15 protein-coding genes are annotated in these 21428 nt (G+C 34.7%); 9 read left to right on the top strand and 6 right to left on the bottom strand.

Going from position 1 to position 21428, the window contains the following annotated elements; all coding sequences use genetic code 11:
• The first annotated feature begins 85 nt into the window (after positions 1-85).
• The 3 genes from ACFSQS_RS06120 to ACFSQS_RS06110 all read left to right on the top strand — a co-directional run bounded on the left by ACFSQS_RS06120 (position 86) and on the right by ACFSQS_RS06110 (position 3698).
• Entirely contained in the window at positions 86-274 is a 189-nt protein-coding gene (locus ACFSQS_RS06120) for a hypothetical protein (protein WP_388015710.1), read from the top strand.
• A gap of 64 nt (positions 275-338) precedes the next feature.
• Positions 339-1019, top strand: a complete 681-nt coding sequence (locus tag ACFSQS_RS06115) for a GLPGLI family protein (protein WP_388015707.1) — start codon at positions 339-341, stop codon at positions 1017-1019.
• A gap of 27 nt (positions 1020-1046) precedes the next feature.
• Positions 1047-3698: a carboxypeptidase-like regulatory domain-containing protein gene (locus tag ACFSQS_RS06110; protein ID WP_388015704.1), complete on the top strand. Its 2652-nt coding sequence runs from the start codon at positions 1047-1049 to the stop codon at positions 3696-3698.
• 2 nt (positions 3699-3700) lie between these two features.
• Here ACFSQS_RS06110 and ACFSQS_RS06105 read toward each other — a convergent pair whose 3' ends face one another.
• Positions 3701-4807 carry a PAS domain S-box protein gene (locus tag ACFSQS_RS06105; RefSeq protein ID WP_388015701.1) on the bottom strand — a complete coding sequence of 369 codons (1107 nt, stop codon included), beginning with the start codon at positions 4805-4807 and terminating at the stop codon, positions 3701-3703.
• A 189-nt stretch (positions 4808-4996) separates the two neighbouring features.
• On the opposite strand from ACFSQS_RS06105, the gene rpsO reads away from it, so the two are divergent.
• A complete protein-coding gene (gene rpsO / locus ACFSQS_RS06100) occupies positions 4997-5266 on the top strand; it encodes a 30S ribosomal protein S15 (protein WP_388017198.1) in 270 nt (89 codons plus the stop codon).
• A 503-nt stretch (positions 5267-5769) separates the two neighbouring features.
• A complete protein-coding gene (locus ACFSQS_RS06095; RefSeq protein ID WP_388015698.1) occupies positions 5770-8028 on the top strand; it encodes a polyribonucleotide nucleotidyltransferase in 2259 nt (752 codons plus the stop codon).
• Between the two features lie 76 nt (positions 8029-8104).
• On the opposite strand, the gene ACFSQS_RS06090 is transcribed toward ACFSQS_RS06095, so the two are convergent.
• From ACFSQS_RS06090 to ACFSQS_RS06080, 3 genes are all read right to left on the bottom strand, one after another.
• Positions 8105-11335 (bottom strand): choice-of-anchor D domain-containing protein, encoded by a 3231-nt coding sequence (locus ACFSQS_RS06090; protein WP_388015695.1) that lies wholly within the window; start codon positions 11333-11335, stop codon positions 8105-8107.
• 318 nt (positions 11336-11653) lie between these two features.
• Positions 11654-12190: a hypothetical protein gene (locus tag ACFSQS_RS06085; protein WP_388015692.1), complete on the bottom strand. Its 537-nt coding sequence runs from the start codon at positions 12188-12190 to the stop codon at positions 11654-11656.
• A gap of 104 nt (positions 12191-12294) precedes the next feature.
• Positions 12295-12987, bottom strand: a complete 693-nt coding sequence (locus tag ACFSQS_RS06080) for a hypothetical protein (protein WP_388015689.1) — start codon at positions 12985-12987, stop codon at positions 12295-12297.
• 133 nt (positions 12988-13120) lie between these two features.
• Here ACFSQS_RS06080 and ACFSQS_RS06075 point away from each other — a divergent pair, with 133 nt between their 5' ends.
• Entirely contained in the window at positions 13121-14122 is a 1002-nt protein-coding gene (locus tag ACFSQS_RS06075; RefSeq protein ID WP_388015686.1) for a hypothetical protein, read from the top strand.
• Between the two features lie 82 nt (positions 14123-14204).
• On the opposite strand, the gene ACFSQS_RS06070 is transcribed toward ACFSQS_RS06075, so the two are convergent.
• On the bottom strand, positions 14205-16838 hold the full coding sequence (locus ACFSQS_RS06070) for a valine--tRNA ligase (protein WP_388015683.1): 2634 nt from the start codon (positions 16836-16838) through the stop codon (positions 14205-14207).
• Positions 16839-17254: 416 nt separating this feature from the next.
• Here ACFSQS_RS06070 and ACFSQS_RS06065 point away from each other — a divergent pair, with 416 nt between their 5' ends.
• Complete coding sequence (locus ACFSQS_RS06065) at positions 17255-17680, top strand: DUF1573 domain-containing protein (protein WP_388015680.1); 426 nt, start codon at positions 17255-17257, stop codon at positions 17678-17680.
• Positions 17681-17739: 59 nt separating this feature from the next.
• Here the strand turns inward: ACFSQS_RS06065 and ACFSQS_RS06060 are convergent, their stop codons facing one another.
• On the bottom strand, positions 17740-19077 hold the full coding sequence (locus ACFSQS_RS06060) for an aspartyl protease family protein (protein ID WP_388015677.1): 1338 nt from the start codon (positions 19075-19077) through the stop codon (positions 17740-17742).
• Between the two features lie 126 nt (positions 19078-19203).
• Between ACFSQS_RS06060 and ACFSQS_RS06055 the strand changes: the two genes are divergently transcribed.
• The gene (locus ACFSQS_RS06055; RefSeq protein ID WP_388015674.1) at positions 19204-20394 is read left to right on the top strand and encodes a pyridoxal phosphate-dependent aminotransferase; all 1191 of its coding nucleotides are present in this window, start codon (positions 19204-19206) and stop codon (positions 20392-20394) included.
• Entirely contained in the window at positions 20394-21407 is a 1014-nt protein-coding gene (gene murB, locus ACFSQS_RS06050; RefSeq protein WP_388015671.1) for a UDP-N-acetylmuramate dehydrogenase, read from the top strand. The genes ACFSQS_RS06055 and murB overlap by 1 nt, the downstream gene beginning before the upstream one ends.
• Positions 21408-21428: the final 21 nt, after the last annotated feature.

Here is a 21428-nt window from a genome sequence, read left to right as displayed (position 1 = left end):
ATGAAAAAAAAAGTAAGATTAATCTTTTGATTTTTAATATTATTCTTTATATTTGGATAAGTTATTAATTGTAAAATCTTATATTATGAAAAAATTATTTTTACTGTTTTTGTTTTTTGTTGGCATTTGTTCAGCAAATAACAATTCAAATTACATTTTTACAGATTGTCATGCCGAAGCATGCGAAGAACTAGCAATGTGGGATGACATGGACCTTAGTGAAGCGGAAGCGGAACAAGTTTATCAGATGGCATATCAATCATGCGAGCAATAAGCAAGAACGAATTTGGGGCAAATTAATTAATTTGCCCTTTCTAATTATTTTTTTTAAAGTTGAAATGAATTTAAAATCAATATTTATAGCTTTAATTATTTCGTGTTTTTCGGCTCAATCACAATCGGCTGTAATTACATATGAAGTTTCAAATGTAACAGAAAATTCCACAGATAGGATAAAAAAGCTAAAGGAAGAATTACAACTTATGGAATTTACTCTTCAATATAATAAGATTAACTCCTACTTTAAAAAAGAAAGAAACATCCCTAAACACAAATTTATCAATAAAATTGCAACAATTATAATAGGAGCTCCCTCCGATTTTTATCAAAATTTAGCTCTCAAAAAATCAAGTTACAACACTACGATTAATAACAAGCTTTACGAAATTGATCATAATTATAAGATGAAAGGTTGGGAATTGACTACGGAGAGTGTTATTATTGAAAAATACACCTGTTATAAAGCTATACTTAAAGAGTATAATAATAGAACAGAATCTTATTTTGAAACAGTAGCATGGTATACCCCAGATATCCCAGTTGGTTTTGGCCCGATAGGCTATGGAGGTCTTCCTGGGTTAATACTTCAACTGCAATATAAAAAATCTATCTTTACTGCTACAAAAATTGTATTAAATCCCACCAAGGTAAAAATCGAAAAACCAAAACAGGGCAAAAAGATTTCTGTAGGTGAACAGGTTAAACTAATGAGAAGTGCGCGTAAAGTTACACCAGATTAATGAATTTTATATTTCTCAACCATATTCTTGACAAAAAAACTTATAATATTTGTATTATTTTCATTACTATTAAATTACTATTGTTTTGCACAATTAGTAATAAGTGGTACTATAACTAACAGTAATAGTGAAAAAATTGAAAACGCTAATATTTTAGCCATACCTCAAAATCCTAAAGGTAAAATGGTGTTTTCAACTTCTAACAAAAAAGGAAACTATAAAATTACCCTCCCCTCTAATTCACATTACAAGTTAATATTTAGTCATATTAGTTTTATAAATTACACAAGAGAAGTTAAAACAGGAAAAGAAAATACAACTTTGGATATAATACTTCAAGATAACTTAAATCAACTTGAGGAAATCACCCTAAACAACAAAGCACCAGTAGAAATTAAAAAGGACACCATAACCTATAATGTTGATGCGTTTATAAACGGCAAAGAGCGAAAGCTTAGAGAGGTATTAAAAAAACTTCCTGGTTTAGAAGTTAATAAAAATGGTGCAGTTACAATTTACGGAAAAAAAATTACCCGATTATTAGTTGAAAATAAAACATTTTTTAATGGTGACACAAAACTAGGTGTCAATAATATACCTGCCGATGTTGTTAACGAAGTAGAAGTTATTGATGACTATCATGAAACTGAGTTTCTAAAAGGTCTTGAAACTTCTGAAGATATTGCTATGAACATTAAGCTTAAAGAAGATAAAAAAAAATTTGTTTTTGGAGACGTTGATATTGGTTTAGGTATTGAGAACCAATACAAAATTCACCCAAAAATCTTTAAATATTCACCAAGGCTTTCGTTAAATTTTATTAGTGACTTAAATAACAGCTATAAAAAGTCATTTACACTCTCTGATTATGTTGATTTTGAAGGAGGTTTAAATCAAAAAAACAAATCTGAAATATTCTCATCTAATATTCTGAATATATTAAGAAATAATAATTTCATAAGCAATACGCATTCTTTTTTTGGTATAAATGCACATTATAACCCCAATGATAAATTAGAGATACGCTCATTTATACTTGGGCTTAATGACAAAAATGATTATCTTAGAACCAATAAACTGAACTACTTTATCGACAATATTTTTGAAGAGCGATCCTTAAAGGAAAATAGTACAATTGGTATGTTGTTAGCTAAACAGTTTCTTAATTATTCAATTAACGATGGTACAATTTTTCGAGCTGAAATTTCAACTGAATCAAATAATGTAAATACTTTTCAAAATAATTCATCAAGCTTTTTAGTTGAAAATTCAAATTTTACTAAAACTAAAAGATCAAATTTGATTAGAATTAAATCAAAAGTAAGTTTTGATAAAAAATTTAATAAAAATCATGTAAGTGCATTTAAATCATCTTTCAAAATTGATAATATGGACGATCATTCGCTATACAACAGTAAAATCAACATATTTTCTGACACCATCCCAATTGTTGAGGACACCTCATACCGTATAAACCAAGACCAAAATAGCAATTTAAATTTTCTGACAACCTTTATGAAACACTATTGGGTAATCAACAGAAAAAATCATTTGTACTTAAACGTAAGAAACAATTACAGTTGGAATAGGTTCAAATCTGAAGATTATCAGATATTAACATCAAATGGCAAAGTGCCGTTTCAAGGTTTCAACAACAATCTTTATTCCCAATATAATTATTTTAGTCCGCAGATAGAATATAAAAGAATTATAAGTGACTTCGTATTCGAATTAAAACTTAATTACGAAAATCACCATCTAAAGAATACTCAATCCATAAATCCTACCCTTACAAATGCTAATAGGTTGTTCCCAGAATTTAAACTCACTTGGGATATAAATGAAAAAAAAGAAGTTGTTTTTAATTATACAAATGATTACTATTTTCCAAATTTTTCAAGATATGCAGAAGGCAACCTAATTAATGGTTTTAATACTGTCTTCATTGGAAACCAAAATTTAAGACTAGAACAAAACGAAGCTATTAGCTTATTTTATTCCTCAATAAAGACATATGGATTAAGTTTTTACAGTTCGATTAGATATAATAAAAGGTCTAATATTATTACGAATAGCTTTTTATTTTCAGAAATTTACTCAATAGTATCTCCAACCCAATTAGATGTTGCTAACCAAAGTTTTTCTTCCCGTTTTAAGCTAACCTATAATAAACCCTTTTGGAATATAAAATATGGGATAAGATACAACCATACTTCTTTAAATAATGTAATTAATAACAGTAGAGTATCGCCAAAATTAAACACATTTAGTAATGATCTTGAATTTAAAACTAAGTATGAGTCATATCCAAACATCGAGCTAAATGCAAACTACACATTTAACTTCAACGAGAATAACAATATAGAAAACAGACAGCAAAGCTTTTCCATTGATACAAACGTCAATTATAATTATAAAGATTGGAAATTTGATATAAATTATGGTTTTACTTTGTTTAAAAACAAGGCTAATTTTAACACAAACTCTTTTTTTGATTTATTGAATACTACTATTTTTTATAACAAAGAAGATAGCCCTTGGAGCTTTGAGGTTGATGGTTATAACCTAACTAATAATAACTCAAGGTTGTTTTCCTATTTTAGTTCAACTAATATTGACGAAAAGCAAATTTTTGTATTTCCCCGCACTATACTTTTTAGCATAATCTACAAACTATAATTTTATGCGCTCCTCAAATATATAGAAAACTCGCTACCAACATCAACCTCACTAACTACCTCAACTCTGCCGCCCATAGACTCGATATGGTTTTTGGTTATAAATAAGCCAATACCAATAGCATCTTCGTTAAAGTGAAACGTCTTGTACATCTGAAATAGTTTATCGCCATACTTCTTTAAATCTATACCTAAACCGTTATCGGCTATATTAAGAACAACATACCCATTTTGCACAGAGGTAGTCAAGACAATTTTAGGCGACCTTTTATGCGACCTATATTTTATGGCATTGGTAAGGAAATTTAAAATCACGCTATCCAGATACGCAGGAATGCCTTTTACGCAAAGGTCTTCGGTTACATTGTTGGTTATGGTTGTATGCGTGTTGTTGGCAATGGCCTTAATGCTGTAAATGGCCTTTTCAACATAGTCGAACAAATTCAAGGTTTCAATTTTGCTTTCATCTACTTCCTTAATTTTAGCCACTTGGATTAAATGATCCATGGTTTCATGTAAATTATCAAGAGCTTTTTTTAACAAGCCAAAGTTTTCATTAGCGCTCAACAACGGAAAATCATCTTCTAAAAAAACTGTAAGCATAGACAGGTTACTTGAATGCGAACGTAAATTATGCGTAACAATATCTGCAAAAGCGGTAAGCCTTTCGTTTTGCTCTTTAGCTAACTTGTGCATCAATTTTAATTTGTCTTGGCCTTTTTGGTGGGCTGTAATATCTGTAAATTGCCAAATCATGTGTGGCCGCCCATCTTTGTAGCTTACCAAAGACACATAAATCAGCACCCAAACTATAGATCCGTTTTTATGGAAATAACGCTGTTTAACCCGATACTTATCTCTTTTGCCCTGGATTAGCTCTTCGTGCTTTTTTTGGTGCACACCAAGATCGTCCCTAAAAACGATCTCGTCAATGTTCATGTTAAAGAGCTCGGTCCTGGAATAGCCAAACAAGTGGCAAACGCTGTCGTTTACTTTTAGCCAATCGCCCTCTAGGTTTAATACTACAATCCCGTTGTAGGTGTTGTTAAAAATACGCTGAAGGAAATAATAATCATCGGTAGGCTTACTTTCGGGTTTTAATGTTTTCATCCGCTAATCTTTTAATTTTATTTAAAGCTGCTATTAATTAAAAGGAGTTGGCCAACAATAAAAAACTTAGTATAAATTAAGCACAAGTAAAAGTTACGAAAAAAATTATAAATCCACAAAAAAACATTACATTTGCCGATCGAAAGAAAGACTTTCGTGTACATAACAATCATTTACAACAATATTAGCATGTATTTAGCAAAAGAAGAAAAAGAGAAAATTTTTAAAAAGCACGGTAAAAACGCAAACGACACCGGTTCTGCCGAAGGACAGATTGCTTTGTTTACTTACCGCATTAACCATTTAACAGAGCACTTAAAGAACAACAGAAAAGATTACAATACCGAGCGTTCTTTAGTAAAATTGGTAGGTAAGCGTCGTGCATTACTAGACTACCTAACCAAAAAGGATATTTTAAGATATCGTGCCATAGTTAAAGAATTAGGCTTAAGAAAGTAATCTGAAAAAATAACAGACCACGCTTTTTGCGTGGTTTTTTATTTTTTTTACCCTGAGCTAAGTCGATGGGTGCGTTAGGGATTGCAGCGGAAAGCCCACAGCGAGTCCCGATGGCTATCGGGAACAGCGAGGACTTGTAGCGTAAAGCCCGACCTGCCACCTTGAGCGTAGTCGAAAGGCAAGGGTAACGCCCAAATAATATAAATACGTTACGACGTCATTACGAGGAGGTAACAAGCCTGTGCTGAGCGCAGTCGAAGTGTGAGTAATCTTTCCAAAAGGAGCAGATTGCCACATCACGCAAAAAAAGCGTGACTCGCAATGATAAAATAGAAGAAGCTAGTAAGATCCCGAAATAAATTCGGGACTAAAAGTTTTTCATTGGTCACACATACAACAACTACACACAACACAACGACCATTGTTTAACACGATGTTTTATGCGGATATCTTACTGAACTCAGTTGGAAACTCCTGAATTAAAACACAAATTAAAAAAATTTATGATTCCAAAAGTTTTTAAAGAGGTTATAGACCTTGGCGACGGTAGAGAAATCTCTATCGAAACCGGAAAATTAGCAAAACAAGCGCATGGTAGCGTTGTGGTGCAATCTGGAAACTGTATGCTATTATGTACAGTGGTTTCCAATTACAAACAAGCCGATGTGGACTTTTTACCCTTAACGGTAGATTACCGCGAGAAATTTGCAGCTGCAGGACGTTACCCTGGAGGTTTCTTTAAAAGAGAAGCAAGACCTAGTGATGGCGAAGTATTAACTATGCGTTTGGTGGACCGCGTTTTGCGCCCATTATTCCCAAAAGATTACCACAGCGAAACCCAAGTGATGATTCAATTGATGTCTCATGATGACGATGTAATGCCCGATGCCATGGCAGGGTTAGCAGCTTCGGCCGCGATTCAATTATCAGACTTCCCGTTTGAGTGCCCCATTTCTGAGGTAAGGGTAGGCCGCATTAATGGCCAATTTATTATCAACCCAACACGTGCACAGCTAGAAGCATCGGATATTGATATGATGATTGGAGCTTCAGCAGACTCTGTAATGATGGTTGAAGGTGAAATGGACGAGATTTCTGAAGAAGAAATGACTGAAGCCATCAAATTTGCGCACGAAGCTATTAAAGTACAATGTGCTGCGCAAGTGGCCTTAGCCGAAGCTTTTGGCAAAAAAGAAACCCGCGAGTACGAGCCAGAACGCGAAGACGAAGATTTAGCTAAAAAGATTCACGATATGGCATACGATAAAGTATATGCTGTAGCCAAAGCAGGTTCTGCAAAACACGAACGCAGTGCGGCTTTTTCGGAAATTAAAGACGAAATTATCGCTAGTTTTTCTGAGGAAGAACAAGACGATTTTGGCGGGCTAATATCTAAATATTACAGCAAAGCTGAAAAAGCGGCCGTACGAGATTTAACTTTAAACGAAGGCTTGCGTTTAGACGGCAGAAAAACAAACGAAATAAGACCTATTTGGTGCGAGATCGATTACTTGCCATCTACACACGGTTCGGCCATTTTTACGCGTGGAGAAACTCAAGCGTTGGCCACGGTTACTTTAGGAACCTCTAGAGAAGCCAACCAAATAGATATGCCTTCTTTTGAGGGTGAAGAACGTTTTTATTTACACTATAACTTCCCGCCTTTTTCAACGGGCGAAGCTAGACCAATTCGTGGCACATCACGTCGTGAAGTTGGGCATGGCAACTTAGCACAACGTGCCCTAAAAGGTATGGTTCCTGAAGATTGCCCATATACGGTTCGAGTGGTTTCCGAGGTTTTAGAATCCAACGGTTCCTCATCAATGGCAACGGTTTGTTCTGGTACCATGGCACTTATGGATGCCGGCGTACAGTTAAAGAAACCCGTTTCTGGAATTGCCATGGGATTAATTTCTGATGCCGATTCTGGTAAATATGCTGTGCTTTCTGATATTTTAGGTGATGAAGATCACTTAGGCGACATGGACTTTAAAGTTACCGGTACTGCCGATGGTATTACCGCTTGCCAAATGGATATTAAAGTGAAAGGATTAAGTTATGAAATTCTTGTAAACGCTTTAAAACAAGCACGCGACGGACGTTTACATATTCTTGGCAAATTGACTGAAACCATTGCATCTCCAGCTGAGGATGTTAAGGCACATGCTCCTAAAATGGTAACCAGAACTATTCCTGGTGAATTTATTGGTGCTCTAATTGGTCCTGGCGGAAAAGTAATTCAAGAATTACAAAAAGAAACCAATACGACCATAGTTATTAACGAAGACCCAGTTACCGAAGAAGGTATTGTTGAAATTTTAGGAACTGGTCAAGATGGCATTGATGCAGTTTTAGCAAAAATTGACGCTTTAATGTTTAAACCACAAGTGGGGAGTATTTACGAAGTAAAAGTAATTAAAATGCTAGATTTTGGTGCGGTTGTAGAATATACCGAAGCTCCAGGAAATGAGGTTTTGTTACACGTAAGCGAACTAGCTTGGGAACGCACCGAAAACGTAAGCGATGTGGTAAACATGGGCGATGTTTTTGATGTGAAGTACTTTGGTATAGACTCTAGAACGCGCAAAGAAAAAGTATCTCGTAAAGCAATTTTGCCAAAACCAGAAGGTTATGTGGCTAGACCACCAAGAGAAAACAACGATCGTGGTGGACGAGGACGCGATAACCGAGGTAGAGATAATCGCGGACGCGATAACCGTCGTGATGACAGAAAACCTAGAGAAGACAAGAAGGAGGATTAATTTCCATTCTAATCTAAACATAAAACCCCCATCAAAATAAATTGATGGGGGTTCGTTTTTTTAAAAATAACAAGTATTACTTTTTTATAAACTTAACTGTATTGCTTCCGTAAATTTTCATAAAATAAAGCCCAATTTTTAAGTTTTTAACGTCAATGTTTCCTTCTGGAGAAACTAAACCTTTTAAGACCTCTGTACCAAGAACATTAAATATTGAAAATGTACTGGATTTTTTTAGCCCATTAATACTTATATAATCTGTAGTGGGGTTAGGGTAAATTTTAATAGCATCGCTTTTTTTGTTTAATGCTTCATCTAAACTAAGAGCCCCATCTGCTTCTCCTTGAATAGTAAAATCATAAGGGTTTTCTCCTGCATCATTGTTGTCTATACTAATAGTTGCAGTTTTAACCCCTACCGTGGTGGGCGAAAACGTAATTTCGAAGGTTGTGGAATTACCGGCATCAATAGCTGTGCTTGGTAGCTTGGTAACTGAAAAATCTGAAGCATTTGCTCCTGAAATTTCTATTGTGGGCGATCCGTTCAAAACGAGTTGCTCTGTATTGGTGTTATGCACTGTAAATTCTCTAACTACAGAAGAAGCGGGCGCTATTGACCCAAAATCTGTAAAATCGTTTATATCTGGAGTGTTATCTCCATCAGCAATAGAGTTAGAGTTACCTCTTACATCAATCTCAGCAATTGGAGGCGATCTCCATAATTGCCCAAAAACCTCATCTTCTCCATCACCAGGCACATTATCATCACCTTCCCAAACAATCAAAAAATTACCAGTTGTAGTATTAAACGCCTGTTTTGGTTTTTGGGCTGTATAAGTGTTATCACCATTAACATCCCCCATATCGCTTACTCTACTTTGCGTTTCTAAGGCAGTATAATTAGTGGCATCAAGCGTTGTGGCAAATATATCGTAGGAATTACTTCCTGGCTCTTCAGATTGAAAAATGAACAAAATTTGGTGATCGGTAGTATTATAGCCAATACTTGAAAAACTGCCTGTTTCTTCGCCATCACCATCAATACCTGCAAAACTTATTTGCATTGCTGAAGCTACTAAAGTACCATCATTAGCAATACGCTGACCAAATATTTCATCTTCACCATCAGTTGGGTTTATGTGGTCTGCTTGAAAAGCCACGAAATATTCATCTAATAATTTATTGTAAACAACATTAGCATAATCTGCATCTCTACTTGCTGCTACATTTGTTATTTGAATTGGTGTATTTATACCACTAACTAAACTTCCATCTGCCGCTACAATTTGGCCAAAAACATTATTGTCGCTATTTACCGGGAAATCTGCATGGTAAACAACTAAAAATTGATTTGTTGAAGTATTGTAAGCCACATTTGGAGAGGATGGTGCTTGATTTGAAGCAGTAAAGGAACTTAACTTTGTTTGTGCACCTAGACCTGCGACCAAGGTTCCATTGCTTAGTAATCTTGTACCATAGATTTCTACTTCTGCATTGCTTACCGAATTTGCCTGCCAGACCAAATAGTACTCTCCGTTACTAGTATTTACGGATAAACTTGGGTTATATGTATTAAACAATTCATCGCCGTCCGTACCGTGTTGCGAAATACGGATTTGACCGGTACCCAGGCCCCCTACCAATGTGCCATCTGGGTTTATTAATTGTCCGAAAATTTCTTTTTCAGTCTGGTTTGTAGCATCCATATCACCTTCCCATACCACAAAATATTGGTTAGATACCGTGTTAAAAACTATTTTAGGGTTAGAAGCATCAATATCAAAATTCCCATTTGGCCCTGTTAGGGATATTTGAAATGCGCTACCGTTTAAACTTCCGTCGGGATTTATAAATTGTCCGAAAATTTCTTCTTCTTTATTAACGACTTCAGTTTCATATACCATTAAAAAACGGTTTAAAGTTGGATCGTAAGCAATGTCGGGATCTTCATTGTCCAAGCTTTGCCCTGTGGCATGGGTTGTTAAGCGCACATCGTTAGTGCCCATTTCGCCACTAGACACATCTCCTGTTCCTTGTATATTAAAGGTATAAACCGTTTCATCACTATCGTTTGAGTTTATTGTAACCGTAGCGGTTCTTAAACCCAACACGCTGGGGTCGAACCGTATTGTAAAATATGAGTTGCTCGTTGCATTTATATTAGAGGCTACATCTGTTTGTAGTGTAAAATCTGCTGCATGATCGCCAGTTATTGCAACTACAGGAGATCCTGATAAGCTTAAACTGGATCCGCCCATGTTTCTAACAAAAAAGAAATTATCCTTATAATTATTATTTAGTGCAATGCTACCAAAATCTGTATTATCACTAGTATCTGGTGTTGCATCGTTGTTAGCGATACTTGCACTATTGCCCTGTATATCTATTTCTGGAATTCCAACAGGGTTTTCGCTAAAACTAGCTAAAGCCAAACCGTAGGGATCTGAAGCCACACTACTTAAAACCGTAACGCTTGAGCCATTTAAATTTGCACTTCTTAAATTATCGAAACCAGAATCGGAATCTGTCCAAAATAATTTGTTGTTGGCCACATCTAGAGCCAAACCTCTTGGGGATTTTACATAGGTATCGTTCAGAATTTTGGTAACACCACCCGAACCATCGCTGTTTTTTTTAAAGATTCCATCTGCTGATGAAGAAGCCCAGTATAGTACATTGTTAACATCGTCAACTTGCATGCCATATATTGTTCCAAGTTCATTTACAAAAAGCTGTCCAGAAGGCACTAATTCTGAATGTAAGGTTTCTATACCTGTACCATCTAAGTTTGCTCTTTTTAAATAGTATGTATTTGCAAAATTTGATGTATTGTAAAGCCTTTCGGACCAATATAACTTTCCGCCTCCTATGGTCAAGTTTCTTAAATACACATCGGTTGTTAAATTGATTATGGTCTCTACCGAGGTACCATCAAGATTAGATCTTTTAAGTTCTTGGTATTCTACCCAATACAACTTAGAGTTGGCCTCATCTATGGCCAAGTTATATATTGAAACGCCAGATGATGTGTACAGCTTTTGCTCTAAAGTTCCATCAAAGTTTTTTTTGTAAATACTGTAGGGAGAACCTGTAGAAAAGAATATTTCTTGAGTGCTATTGTTAACAGTTATATATCTTGACGATAAAGCTTCTGTATTCTTGAAGAATACTACCTCATCAGTGCCATCTGTTTTTATGGTTCTAATCTCACGATTATCTTCGTCTATATAAATAAGTTTTGGGTTTTGCGCTTTTAAAAATTGCACTGAGCACAGTAACAATGCTAAGATAAGTAGTTTTTTCATCATAATAAATTTGGGTTGGTTATTTACTTTAAGGTGGCAAATATAAAAAATACTTTTTAATGTAGTACTAATATTTCAATATTTGTTTTTTATCGATATTTTTTGCGTTTTATTGATGTTGTGTGTTTAAAAAAAGATTGCGCATCATAAAGTTCTGTTTTTTAATATTGCTAAGAGATGACAACTGCAAACAGGACAATTACCACAAGAATAACCGTGGTAATGACAGAAAACCTAGAGAAGATAAGTAAGGAGTATTTAATCTTGAACTTCTAAATATTTTAAACCCATTAAGTTTACTTGATGGTTTTTTTTATACCATTAAAAGTTTGAAGTTACTGTAAAAAATGAAAGTAGCCCATCTCGACTTTTTAGACTTAATTTTTTCTTAATTACGGTGAATAAAATAAAGCATAGCCATAGATACGTTTTGTTTTTTGTTCTAACTGAATTAATATTAGCCTGAAACTGTAAACCAAGTGAAATTTTTTTGCCTATTAACACTCTAAATGTGGTCTTAATAGGAAAACCCATTGTTGTTGCGCGTTCTTCTCCTAACTTGTTTGGGTTAATGGCTGTAGCGCTTAAAGAAAAATAGCCTGCCCCTGTATGCAAATCTAAAAACAACGTTCTACTTAGTTTTAGTTCTTTACCGTATAATAAATTAATTTGCTCGAAATTGTTGGCATATCTTCCTATAATTATAAACTCTGAACCAGCACTTAACCCTAAAGAAAATAAATGCTTTTTATAAGTAAAACTAACAGCTCCACTTAGCGCTAAACCACTAGAGTTATTATCAAAATAAATACTTAGGGGCGCCACAGAAAACGAGTGGTATTTTAGCTTACTAGCCATTGTTTTCTGTTGTGCGTAGCCACAAAAAAAGGATGCTAAAAAAATAATAAAGTTAATTTTCTCATCATTAAATGTTTTTACTGTTGAAGTGATTTATCTCCTTCTTAAAATGTTGAGCAATCAATTTTAAATGAAAGATTAATGGTGTCCTGAAGCGTAGTTGTTATGTTTTCAAATCTTCTATAAGTATCAGCATTACTGTAACCCGTAGAATAATAAAACATTAATTCGATAGCAGAATTTGGTCTTGTTTTTTGATAAACCGTGGTGTCAATATCCTTTTTAAAAACACCTACGGTCGGGAAACGAAAATTTTTGTTATCAACTATTCTATTGCTTAATCGCAAGTGCGGATTATTATTGTTGGTAACATTAAGTTCAATTTTTAAAATTGTTGGATACCAAGCATCTATATCTCTTATGTTTTCTATACCCATTTCAATTTCAATCGGATTTATAAATTCGTAGTAATACGGAAATCCGTAATACTGTTTAATAAAGCCATATTGCTCTCCATGTATGAAATCGAACTTTATGGAATACAAGCCATTAACATCCGTATAAACCGTATCGATAATTTCTGAACATGGCCCGTTGATAAAAAAACTCGTTCTGCAGTAATAAATTCTAGCTAAAACTATTCTAAAGCCTTCAATATCTATATTTCTTTCAATATCAGAAACATGCCCTTTAATTATAGTTTCAGTCGTTTTAACACTTTCCAATTCATCATCAACATAACAAGAAAAAAATATGAAGATAGATGCAAACAATAATCCTATATATTTCTTTTTCATGATATTCACCATTAAGATTTATCATAAAACTACTTGCAAAATTTAAGTTTTAACCCATAAAAAAATCGAAATAAAAATATATTATTTGTATTTTTTGCAAACATTCAAATATTTCAATTCATATTTTTATAATATGCAAAATCAATTCATCAAATATTTAAAAGCCAAAACACAGAGCAATGCGCTATTTGTAAATGAAGTTGCGAGCGTTTTGGATATTGGTTACGATGCCGCTTACCGCAGAATCAATTTAAAAACCAGTTTGTCGCTTGAAGAAACCGTAAAGCTGGCAAAGCACTATAAAATATCGTTAAACAAACTGTTTGAAGTGGGTAGCAAAAACACCATTATAACAGATTTATCGCCGCCAATACATAACATTAAAGGTTTAGAAATGTGGCTAAAACAATCGTACAATAGCGTGTATCCGTTAACCAAATTAAAGCGTGCATCTATAATTTATTCCGCTAAAGACATTCCGCTTTTCCACACGCTTAAAGACTCTTTTTTATCGCGATACAAAATGTATGTTTGGCTAAAGGATGTTGACCCAGAAATTACAAGAAACAAAGTATCGTTTGATGATTTTATACAAGACATTCCAGAATCGTTATTAGAAAATGCCTTTAAGTTAGGTGAAGTATATAAAGATATAAACATTAGCGAAATCTGGAACAACACTACAATTAACGGCACATTACAGCAAGTGCTTTATTATTTTGAAGCGGGGTATTTATCTAAAAAACTGGCTTTACTTATTTGTACTGATATTGAAGATGTTATTAACCATATTGAAAAACAGGCCATTCAGCAATCATTAATCGGCTCTAAAAACAAAGCCACTTACAATTTGTACATTAACGATATACATACCATGAGCAACACCATTATGATAAAAACGCCACAGCAAAAAGTGTTTTTTACGCCGTTTACCGTTATAAGCTATTTTAAAATCGAGCACCAACCCACTTGCGAGCTTATGTTTGAGTTTTTTGAAAAGCAAATGGGCATGTCTAAATTATTGGTAAACGCTGGCGAAAAAGACAGGTCTTTATTTTTTAACAGAATGCACCAAAAAGTTAACAGACTAAGAGAGCGGATTATTTTAGATAATGATCCTTTTGATTTTGAGTAACTAACAACCCTATTTAATATGCTGCTACTTTAGGTAAAATATTTTATAATCACTCCCAAAAATAACCTTGGCAAAAAGTAAACTAATTTAAACTTGCCAAACTCGCCTTTAACGTTTCAATTTTAGCCAAAGCATCGGCTTCCTTTTTCTTTTCGCTGGCAACTACTTGCTCTGGTGCTCCGGCTACAAAACGCTCGTTTGAGAGTTTCTTTTGTACCGATTTTAAAAAGCCTTCTGTATAATTTAGTTCTTCAGTAAGTTTCTTTATTTCTGCATCAACATCAATAGTTCCTGCCATGGGCACAAAATACTCGTTGGATTTTACTCTAAAGGTTAAAGCACCATCAACGGTTTCAGAAACGTATTCAATAGCTTCAAGATTGCCCAATTTAGCTATAATAGCATCAAATGTTTTGGCAGCCTTTTCATTATTAATTACCGAAAACTTAATAGCATCTTTAAACGCGATATTCTTTTGTTTTCTGATGGTTCGGATTCCCGAAATAACTTCGGAAGCAAAATCGAACTCAGAAATTATAGCCTCATCAACAGGTTTTGTTTCTGGGTATTTGGAAACAATTAAAGCCTCTCTTGGGGTTCTTTTGGTTATATGTTGCCAAATTTCTTCGGTTAAAAAGGGCATAAACGGATGCAATATTTTTAAATTATTTTCTAAAATAGAAATAGCTGCATCGTAAGTTTTCTTATCGATAGGTTGCTGGTACGCTGGTTTTATCATTTCTAAAAACCATCCGCAGAAATCGTCGTAAATCAACTTATACATACTCATTAAAGCATCGCTCAATCGGTATTTGCTAAAATGATCGTCAATTTCAATTAATGCTTTTTGAAACTTAGCCTCAAACCACTCAATGGCTATTTTAGAAGATTCTGGTTGCTCAATATCGGCTACTTCCCAGCCATTAATTAATCTAAAGGCATTCCATATTTTATTGGCAAACCCCCTGCCTTGGTTGCACAACGCTTCATCGAACATTAAATCGTTTCCTGCGGCAGAACTCAACAACAACCCAACACGAACACCATCGGCACCGTAGGTTTCAATCAGCTTTAAAGCATCGGGAGAATTCCCTAGAGATTTGCTCATTTTACGGCGTTGCTTATCGCGCACCAAACCGGTTAAATACACGTTCTCGAAAGGTTTTTCGTTTTTATATTCGTAACCCGCAACAATCATTCGTGCTACCCAAAAGAACAGAATATCGGGTCCGGTTACCAAATCGTTGGTTGGGTAATAGTATTTTATGTCTTTGTTTTCTGGGTTTCTAATGCCATCGAAAACACTTATTGGCCATAACCACGATGAAAACCAGGTATCGAGCGCGTCTGTTTCTTGACGTAAATCGGCTATTGTTAAATGAATATTTTTAGTTTTAACTCTAGCTTGATCTAAAGCTATATTAATATTTTCAGCAACTACAAAGTCTTCTTTTCCGTCGCCGTAGTAATATGCTGGTATTTGTTGCCCCCAAAGTAGCTGACGCGAAATATTCCAATCGCGGATGTTTTCCATCCAATGGCGGTAGGTGTTTTCAAACTTTTTGGGGAATAGCTTAATATCTGGATCTTCGCCTAAAACCGCTTTAATAGCTGGTTTTGCCAAATCTTCCATTTTTAAAAACCATTGATCTGATAGCCGTGGTTCTATTATGGCTTTGGTGCGTTCTGAAATCCCCACACGATTGTTATAATCTTCAATTTTAAGGATATGCCCTTTTTCTTCAAGTTCTTTAACGATGTCTTTTCTAACCGCAAATCGGTCTTTTCCTTCGTAATGCATTCCAAAAGAATTAAGGGTCGCATCTTCGTTAAAAATATCGATTACTTCAAGCTTGTGTTTATCGCCTAAAACCTTATCGTTTTCGTCGTGTGCCGGTGTTACTTTTAAGCAGCCCGTACCAAATTCAACATCTACATAATCATCTTCAATAATAGGAATTACACGATTACATATTGGTACAATAGCTTTTTTGCCTTTTAAATTTTGGTGACGCTCATCGCTGGGGTTAATACAAATTGCGGCATCGCCCAAAATGGTTTCAGGGCGTGTTGTAGCAATGGTTAAAGTTTCATTACTTCCTTCAACTTTATATTTTACGTAATATAGTTTTCCTTGTTTTTCAACGTATTCAACCTCTTCATCAGACAATGTGGTTTTTGCCTCTGGATCCCAATTTACCATGCGGTAACCACGGTAAATATGTCCTTTTTCAAATAAATCGACAAAAACCTTTATTACGGCTTCACTCATATCGCCATCCATGGTGAATTTAGTTCTATCCCAATCGCACGAACAGCCTAGTTTTTTTAGCTGCTCTAGAATCACACCTCCGTATTCGTGGGTCCAATCCCAAGCGTGTTTTAAAAATTCATCACGCGATAAATCGTTTTTATCAATGCCCTGCTCCTTTAACTTCGCCACAACTTTAGCCTCGGTAGCAATAGATGCATGATCTGTACCCGGAACCCAACATGCGTTTTTTCCTTGTAAACGGGCACGACGAATCAACACATCTTGTATCGTATTATTAAGCATATGCCCCATGTGCAATACGCCCGTAACGTTTGGTGGCGGAATAACGATGGTATAAGGTTCTCTTTCATCGGGTTCTGAATGAAAAAAATTGTGTTTCATCCAGTAATCGTACCATTTGCCTTCTACCTGACTTGCATCGTATTTTGATGGAATTTGCATACTTTGGAATAGTTTTTGAATAATGAAGTGCAAAAGTACTTATATTTCTTTTTCTGTGAAATGTGCATGACAAAAAGTTTACATTTAGTTTAAATTCTTGAAATGCGAATTACGTTTGACAATTATATCTGATATAAACCATCAAACGAAAACCCATAATAGACATTTAATTTTGAGCTATTGGGAAATCTAAACAGTTTTAATTAAAAAAAAGAAAAGTTATATGTACTTATAAGCAAGTTGAATATGTTAACATATGTGTATTACATCTATTATTTTTGCAGATTGTGGAAAAAGTACCTATGTTTGGCATGAATTTAAAATTAAAAGTAATGAAATTAGCATTACTAAAGGATTAAATATTTGATTGAATTACTTAGTACGAATTACATTTGACAGTTAAAAAACATAAACAAATGAAACAATTAATTACAATTTTATTTATCGGTCTGATTGGTTTCTCTTTAAATGCACAAGACAAAGTAGCCAAAATAGAATTTAAAACAGAGACTATTGATTACGGAACTATTAACAAAGGAGCTGATGGCACCAGGGTTTTTGAGTTTACAAATACAGGAAATGCGCCATTAATAATATCGAAAGTATCTTCTACTTGCGGTTGCACCATACCAAAAAAACCAGAAGGCCCGATTTTACCTGGAAAAACCGGAAAAATAGAAGTTAAATACGACACCAAACGCGTAATGCCAATTAGAAAAACAATTACCGTTATTTCTAATGCCGAAAGACCAACGGTTGCCTTAAAAATTAAAGGGCTTGTTGTAGATTCCAGTAAAGCGGGCGTTTTGGATAAGAAAAACAAAAGTGTAATGGAGCAGTAAGACTATCCTGTACACAAAACACAAATCTGGCCCAGACATAATCAATGTTTGGGCTTTTTTTATTTAAAAAAGTCTTTTAAAATAAACGAGTAATTCAAAACAACACCATTCCTATCTATTTTAAGCTTTATCTTTTTCCCGTCTTCTGCGTAAAATATTTGCATGATTTGCTGTAGAGTAAATTGATGTGCCGGTTTACTGTTAACAGAGAGGATAATATCGCCATTTTTTAAACCAGCTAAGTGGGCAGGCGAGCCTGTTCTTAATTCCACGATAGCATAGGCGGGCTTTAACGAGAACTTATAGCGCGAATCAAAAACAATACGTGTTTGATTTTGATTGGTTTCGTTAATTAAACTATTTTTATTGGGCGCAATATTTTCTCTCTCTTTAACAAATCTTACCCCATCGTGGGCTAACTCTATACCACTTTTATTATAGCTAAACTTATCGTTAAAGTACCCGTTTTTGTGTAATGTTACCGTTGCTTCTTGGTAATTAAGCACTATATTAAAACGCTTTAAAATATTACCAGCTAAACTGCCATTTCGTCCAGATATTTTTTTGGCAAACAAGATAGATGTAGAATCTGGGTAGGCCACATTTGCCCTTTTAAGCACAAAACTATTTAATGAAAACTCATCGATTTTAGAGCGTTTCCCATATACGCTTCCGCTAAGACCATGCCCTAAAAAATCGTCAAAATACCTATTACTGGAAGTTATCCCAAGCGCTTCGTCTTCAAACAACCACAGTGCATCGCTGCCTCCAGAATCGATTAATAGTTTTACGGGTATTTGCTTGTTGTTAATTTTAACCTTTGCATTAATATAAGGTTTGTTGTTGTAAAACTCCAAATTAAAACGCTCACATTTTTTGCATGGTTTGTAACGGTTTTTATCTGGATCTGTAATTTTTATATATTTGTGCGAGTAGTTTATTTCTACTACAAAATCCTTGAATAAATCGAAACCCAAAATACCATGGACCGGAACACCCAAACGGGGCGCAAAATTTAAATTGGCATCGTAAACCGCATATAAATCTTGGTTTAGCTTAATGGCGTCGCCCACTTTAAAAACATTGTTTTTAGATTTTAATGCCTCAACCGATTCGCCTTCGCCCAAACCTCTTAAATATATCTTTTTGGCATCTTTTATTTTTAAGGTATCAGAAACATTCAAGAAGTTAAAAATTATGGGTTTGCTAACGCCAGTATCCAAAAGAAACGATAGTTCTACACCGTTGATTTCAACAGGGATCACTATTAAATTATTAATGAGCTTAAACCTTATTTTATCTGATCCCTTTTTATTTTGTATAACAAACTTACCCTGCGAATACCCAATATTACAGAAACAAAAAAACAACAAAATAAGGGTGAAGGCTTTTTTCATGCAATTCTAAAACATAAATTCTCCTATCAATTTACTAATCTTTACAATAGCATTAGTTATTTAAGCCTGTTTTTTAAAAAAACTTTAAGATAATTTTCTCAACTTTGTACTTAAAACACTTTTTAAATGCCAACAATATCGAAAAAAGGGCAACAAATGCCCCAATCTCCCATACGCAAGTTAGTACCGTTTGCCGAACAAGCAGTTAAAAACGGAAAGTCTATTTATTATTTAAATATTGGCCAACCCGATATTAAAACACCCGAAATAGCATTGCAAGCTGTAAAAGACAGTAATATTGATGTTTTGGCATACTCACGATCTGAAGGCTCAGAGAATTACAGGAAAAAAATTTCCGGGTATTACAAAACTCACAACATAAGTGTAAACCACGATGATATTATTGTAACCACAGGTGGTAGTGAAGCACTATTATTCGCCTTTGGTAGTATTATGGACGTGGATGACGAAATTATTATCCCCGAACCGTTTTATGCCAATTACAATGGATTCTCAACAGCTTCGGGCGTAAAGGTTGTTCCGGTAATTTCTAAAATTGAAGATAATTTTGCGTTGCCGCCCATTGAGGAATTCGAAAAATTAATCAGCCCAAAAACAAAATCCATTTTAATTTGCAACCCTGGCAATCCAACAGGTTACTTATACTCTAAAGAAGAAATTAAAAAATTAGCCGCCATTGTTAAAAAACACGATTTGTTTTTAATTGCCGATGAAGTATATCGCGAATTTGTTTACGATGGCAACACGCACTATTCCATAATGCAAGAAGCAGGACTGGACGATTATGCCATAATGATAGATTCAGTCTCTAAACGCTACAGCATGTGTGGTGCACGAATTGGCTGTTTGGTATCTAAAAACAAATCTGTAATTCAAACCGCTTTAAAATTTGCCCAAGCGCGTTTAAGTCCGCCAACATTAGCCCAAATTGCAAGCGAAGCCGCTCTAGAAACACCACAAAGTTATTTTGATGATGTAAAAGAGGAATATGTAGATAGAAGAAACACTTTAATTACCGAGCTGCAAAAAATAGATGGTGTTAAAGTTGCCAAACCAAAAGGCGCTTTTTATTGCATTGCTGAATTGCCCGTTAAAAATTCAGACGATTTTGCTCAATGGCTTTTAGAAGATTTTAATGTTAACGGCGAAACCGTTATGGTAGCCCCTGCAGCTGGTTTTTACTCAACTCCAGGTGTTGGTTTAAACCAAATACGCATTGCCTACGTACTAAAAAAAGAAAGCTTAATTAAAGCCGTAAACATTTTAAAAGAAGCCTTAAAAGTTTATAAAGACTAGTGTACATTAAAAACAACATATCTTTAAAACCCTACAACACCTTTGGCATTGATGTGCTTGCAAAGCATTTTGTAGAGGTTGATAATCTCGATGAATTAAGGGCGGTTTTAGCATTAAAAACCTACCCAAACAAGCTTATTTTAGGTGGCGGCAGCAATATGTTGCTTACCAAAAACCAAGATGCTTTGGTTATTCATGTTAATATAAAAGGGATTTTTATAATTTCTGAAGATGAAAACACGGTAACCGTAAAAGCAAATGCTGGCGAAAACTGGCACGAATTTGTGCTTTGGTGCTTACAGCACGATTTTGGGGGTGTTGAAAATTTATCGCTAATTCCCGGCAATGTGGGTACGGCGCCCATTCAAAACATTGGAGCTTACGGCGTGGAATTGAAAGATACGTTTGTGGCCTGCGAAGGGCTTTCGGTAGAAACCAATGAAATAAAATCATTTTCAAAGTCAGATTGCGATTTTGGTTACCGAAATTCCATTTTCAAACAACACGCAAAAGGAAAATACGTAATCACTAATGTTACATTTAAACTATCAAAAAAAGCACATAAACTTAATATTATCTACGGGAGCATTAAAACCCAGCTTGAAGCAATGGGCATTACAAATCCAACCATCAAAGAGGTTTCAAAAGCTGTTATTGCTATCCGCGAAAGCAAATTACCAAACCCAAAAGAAATTGGCAACAGCGGTAGTTTTTTTAAAAATCCTGTAATTTCCAAAGCAGAGTACAATGCTTTAATTGAAAATTTCCCGGAAATCCCAAGCTATACCGTATCAGAAAACGAAATAAAAATTCCTGCTGGTTGGCTTATAGAAAAAGCAGGTTTTAAAGGCAAGCGTTTTGGCGATTACGGTGTACACAAAAAACAAGCCTTGGTACTTGTAAACTATGGAAACGCGAAAGGTTTGGATATTTTAAATCTTTCAAAATTAATTCAAAATACCATTACGAGACTCTTTGGAATTTCCATAGAAGCCGAAGTAAATATCCTGTAATCTAAAAGAAATTTCTAACTT

The sequence above is a fragment of the Gelatiniphilus marinus genome, from assembly GCF_042684345.1.
In the GTDB taxonomy this organism is placed as follows: domain Bacteria; phylum Bacteroidota; class Bacteroidia; order Flavobacteriales; family Flavobacteriaceae; genus Gelatiniphilus; species Gelatiniphilus marinus.
This window is presented reverse-complemented; position numbering and strand designations above follow the sequence as displayed.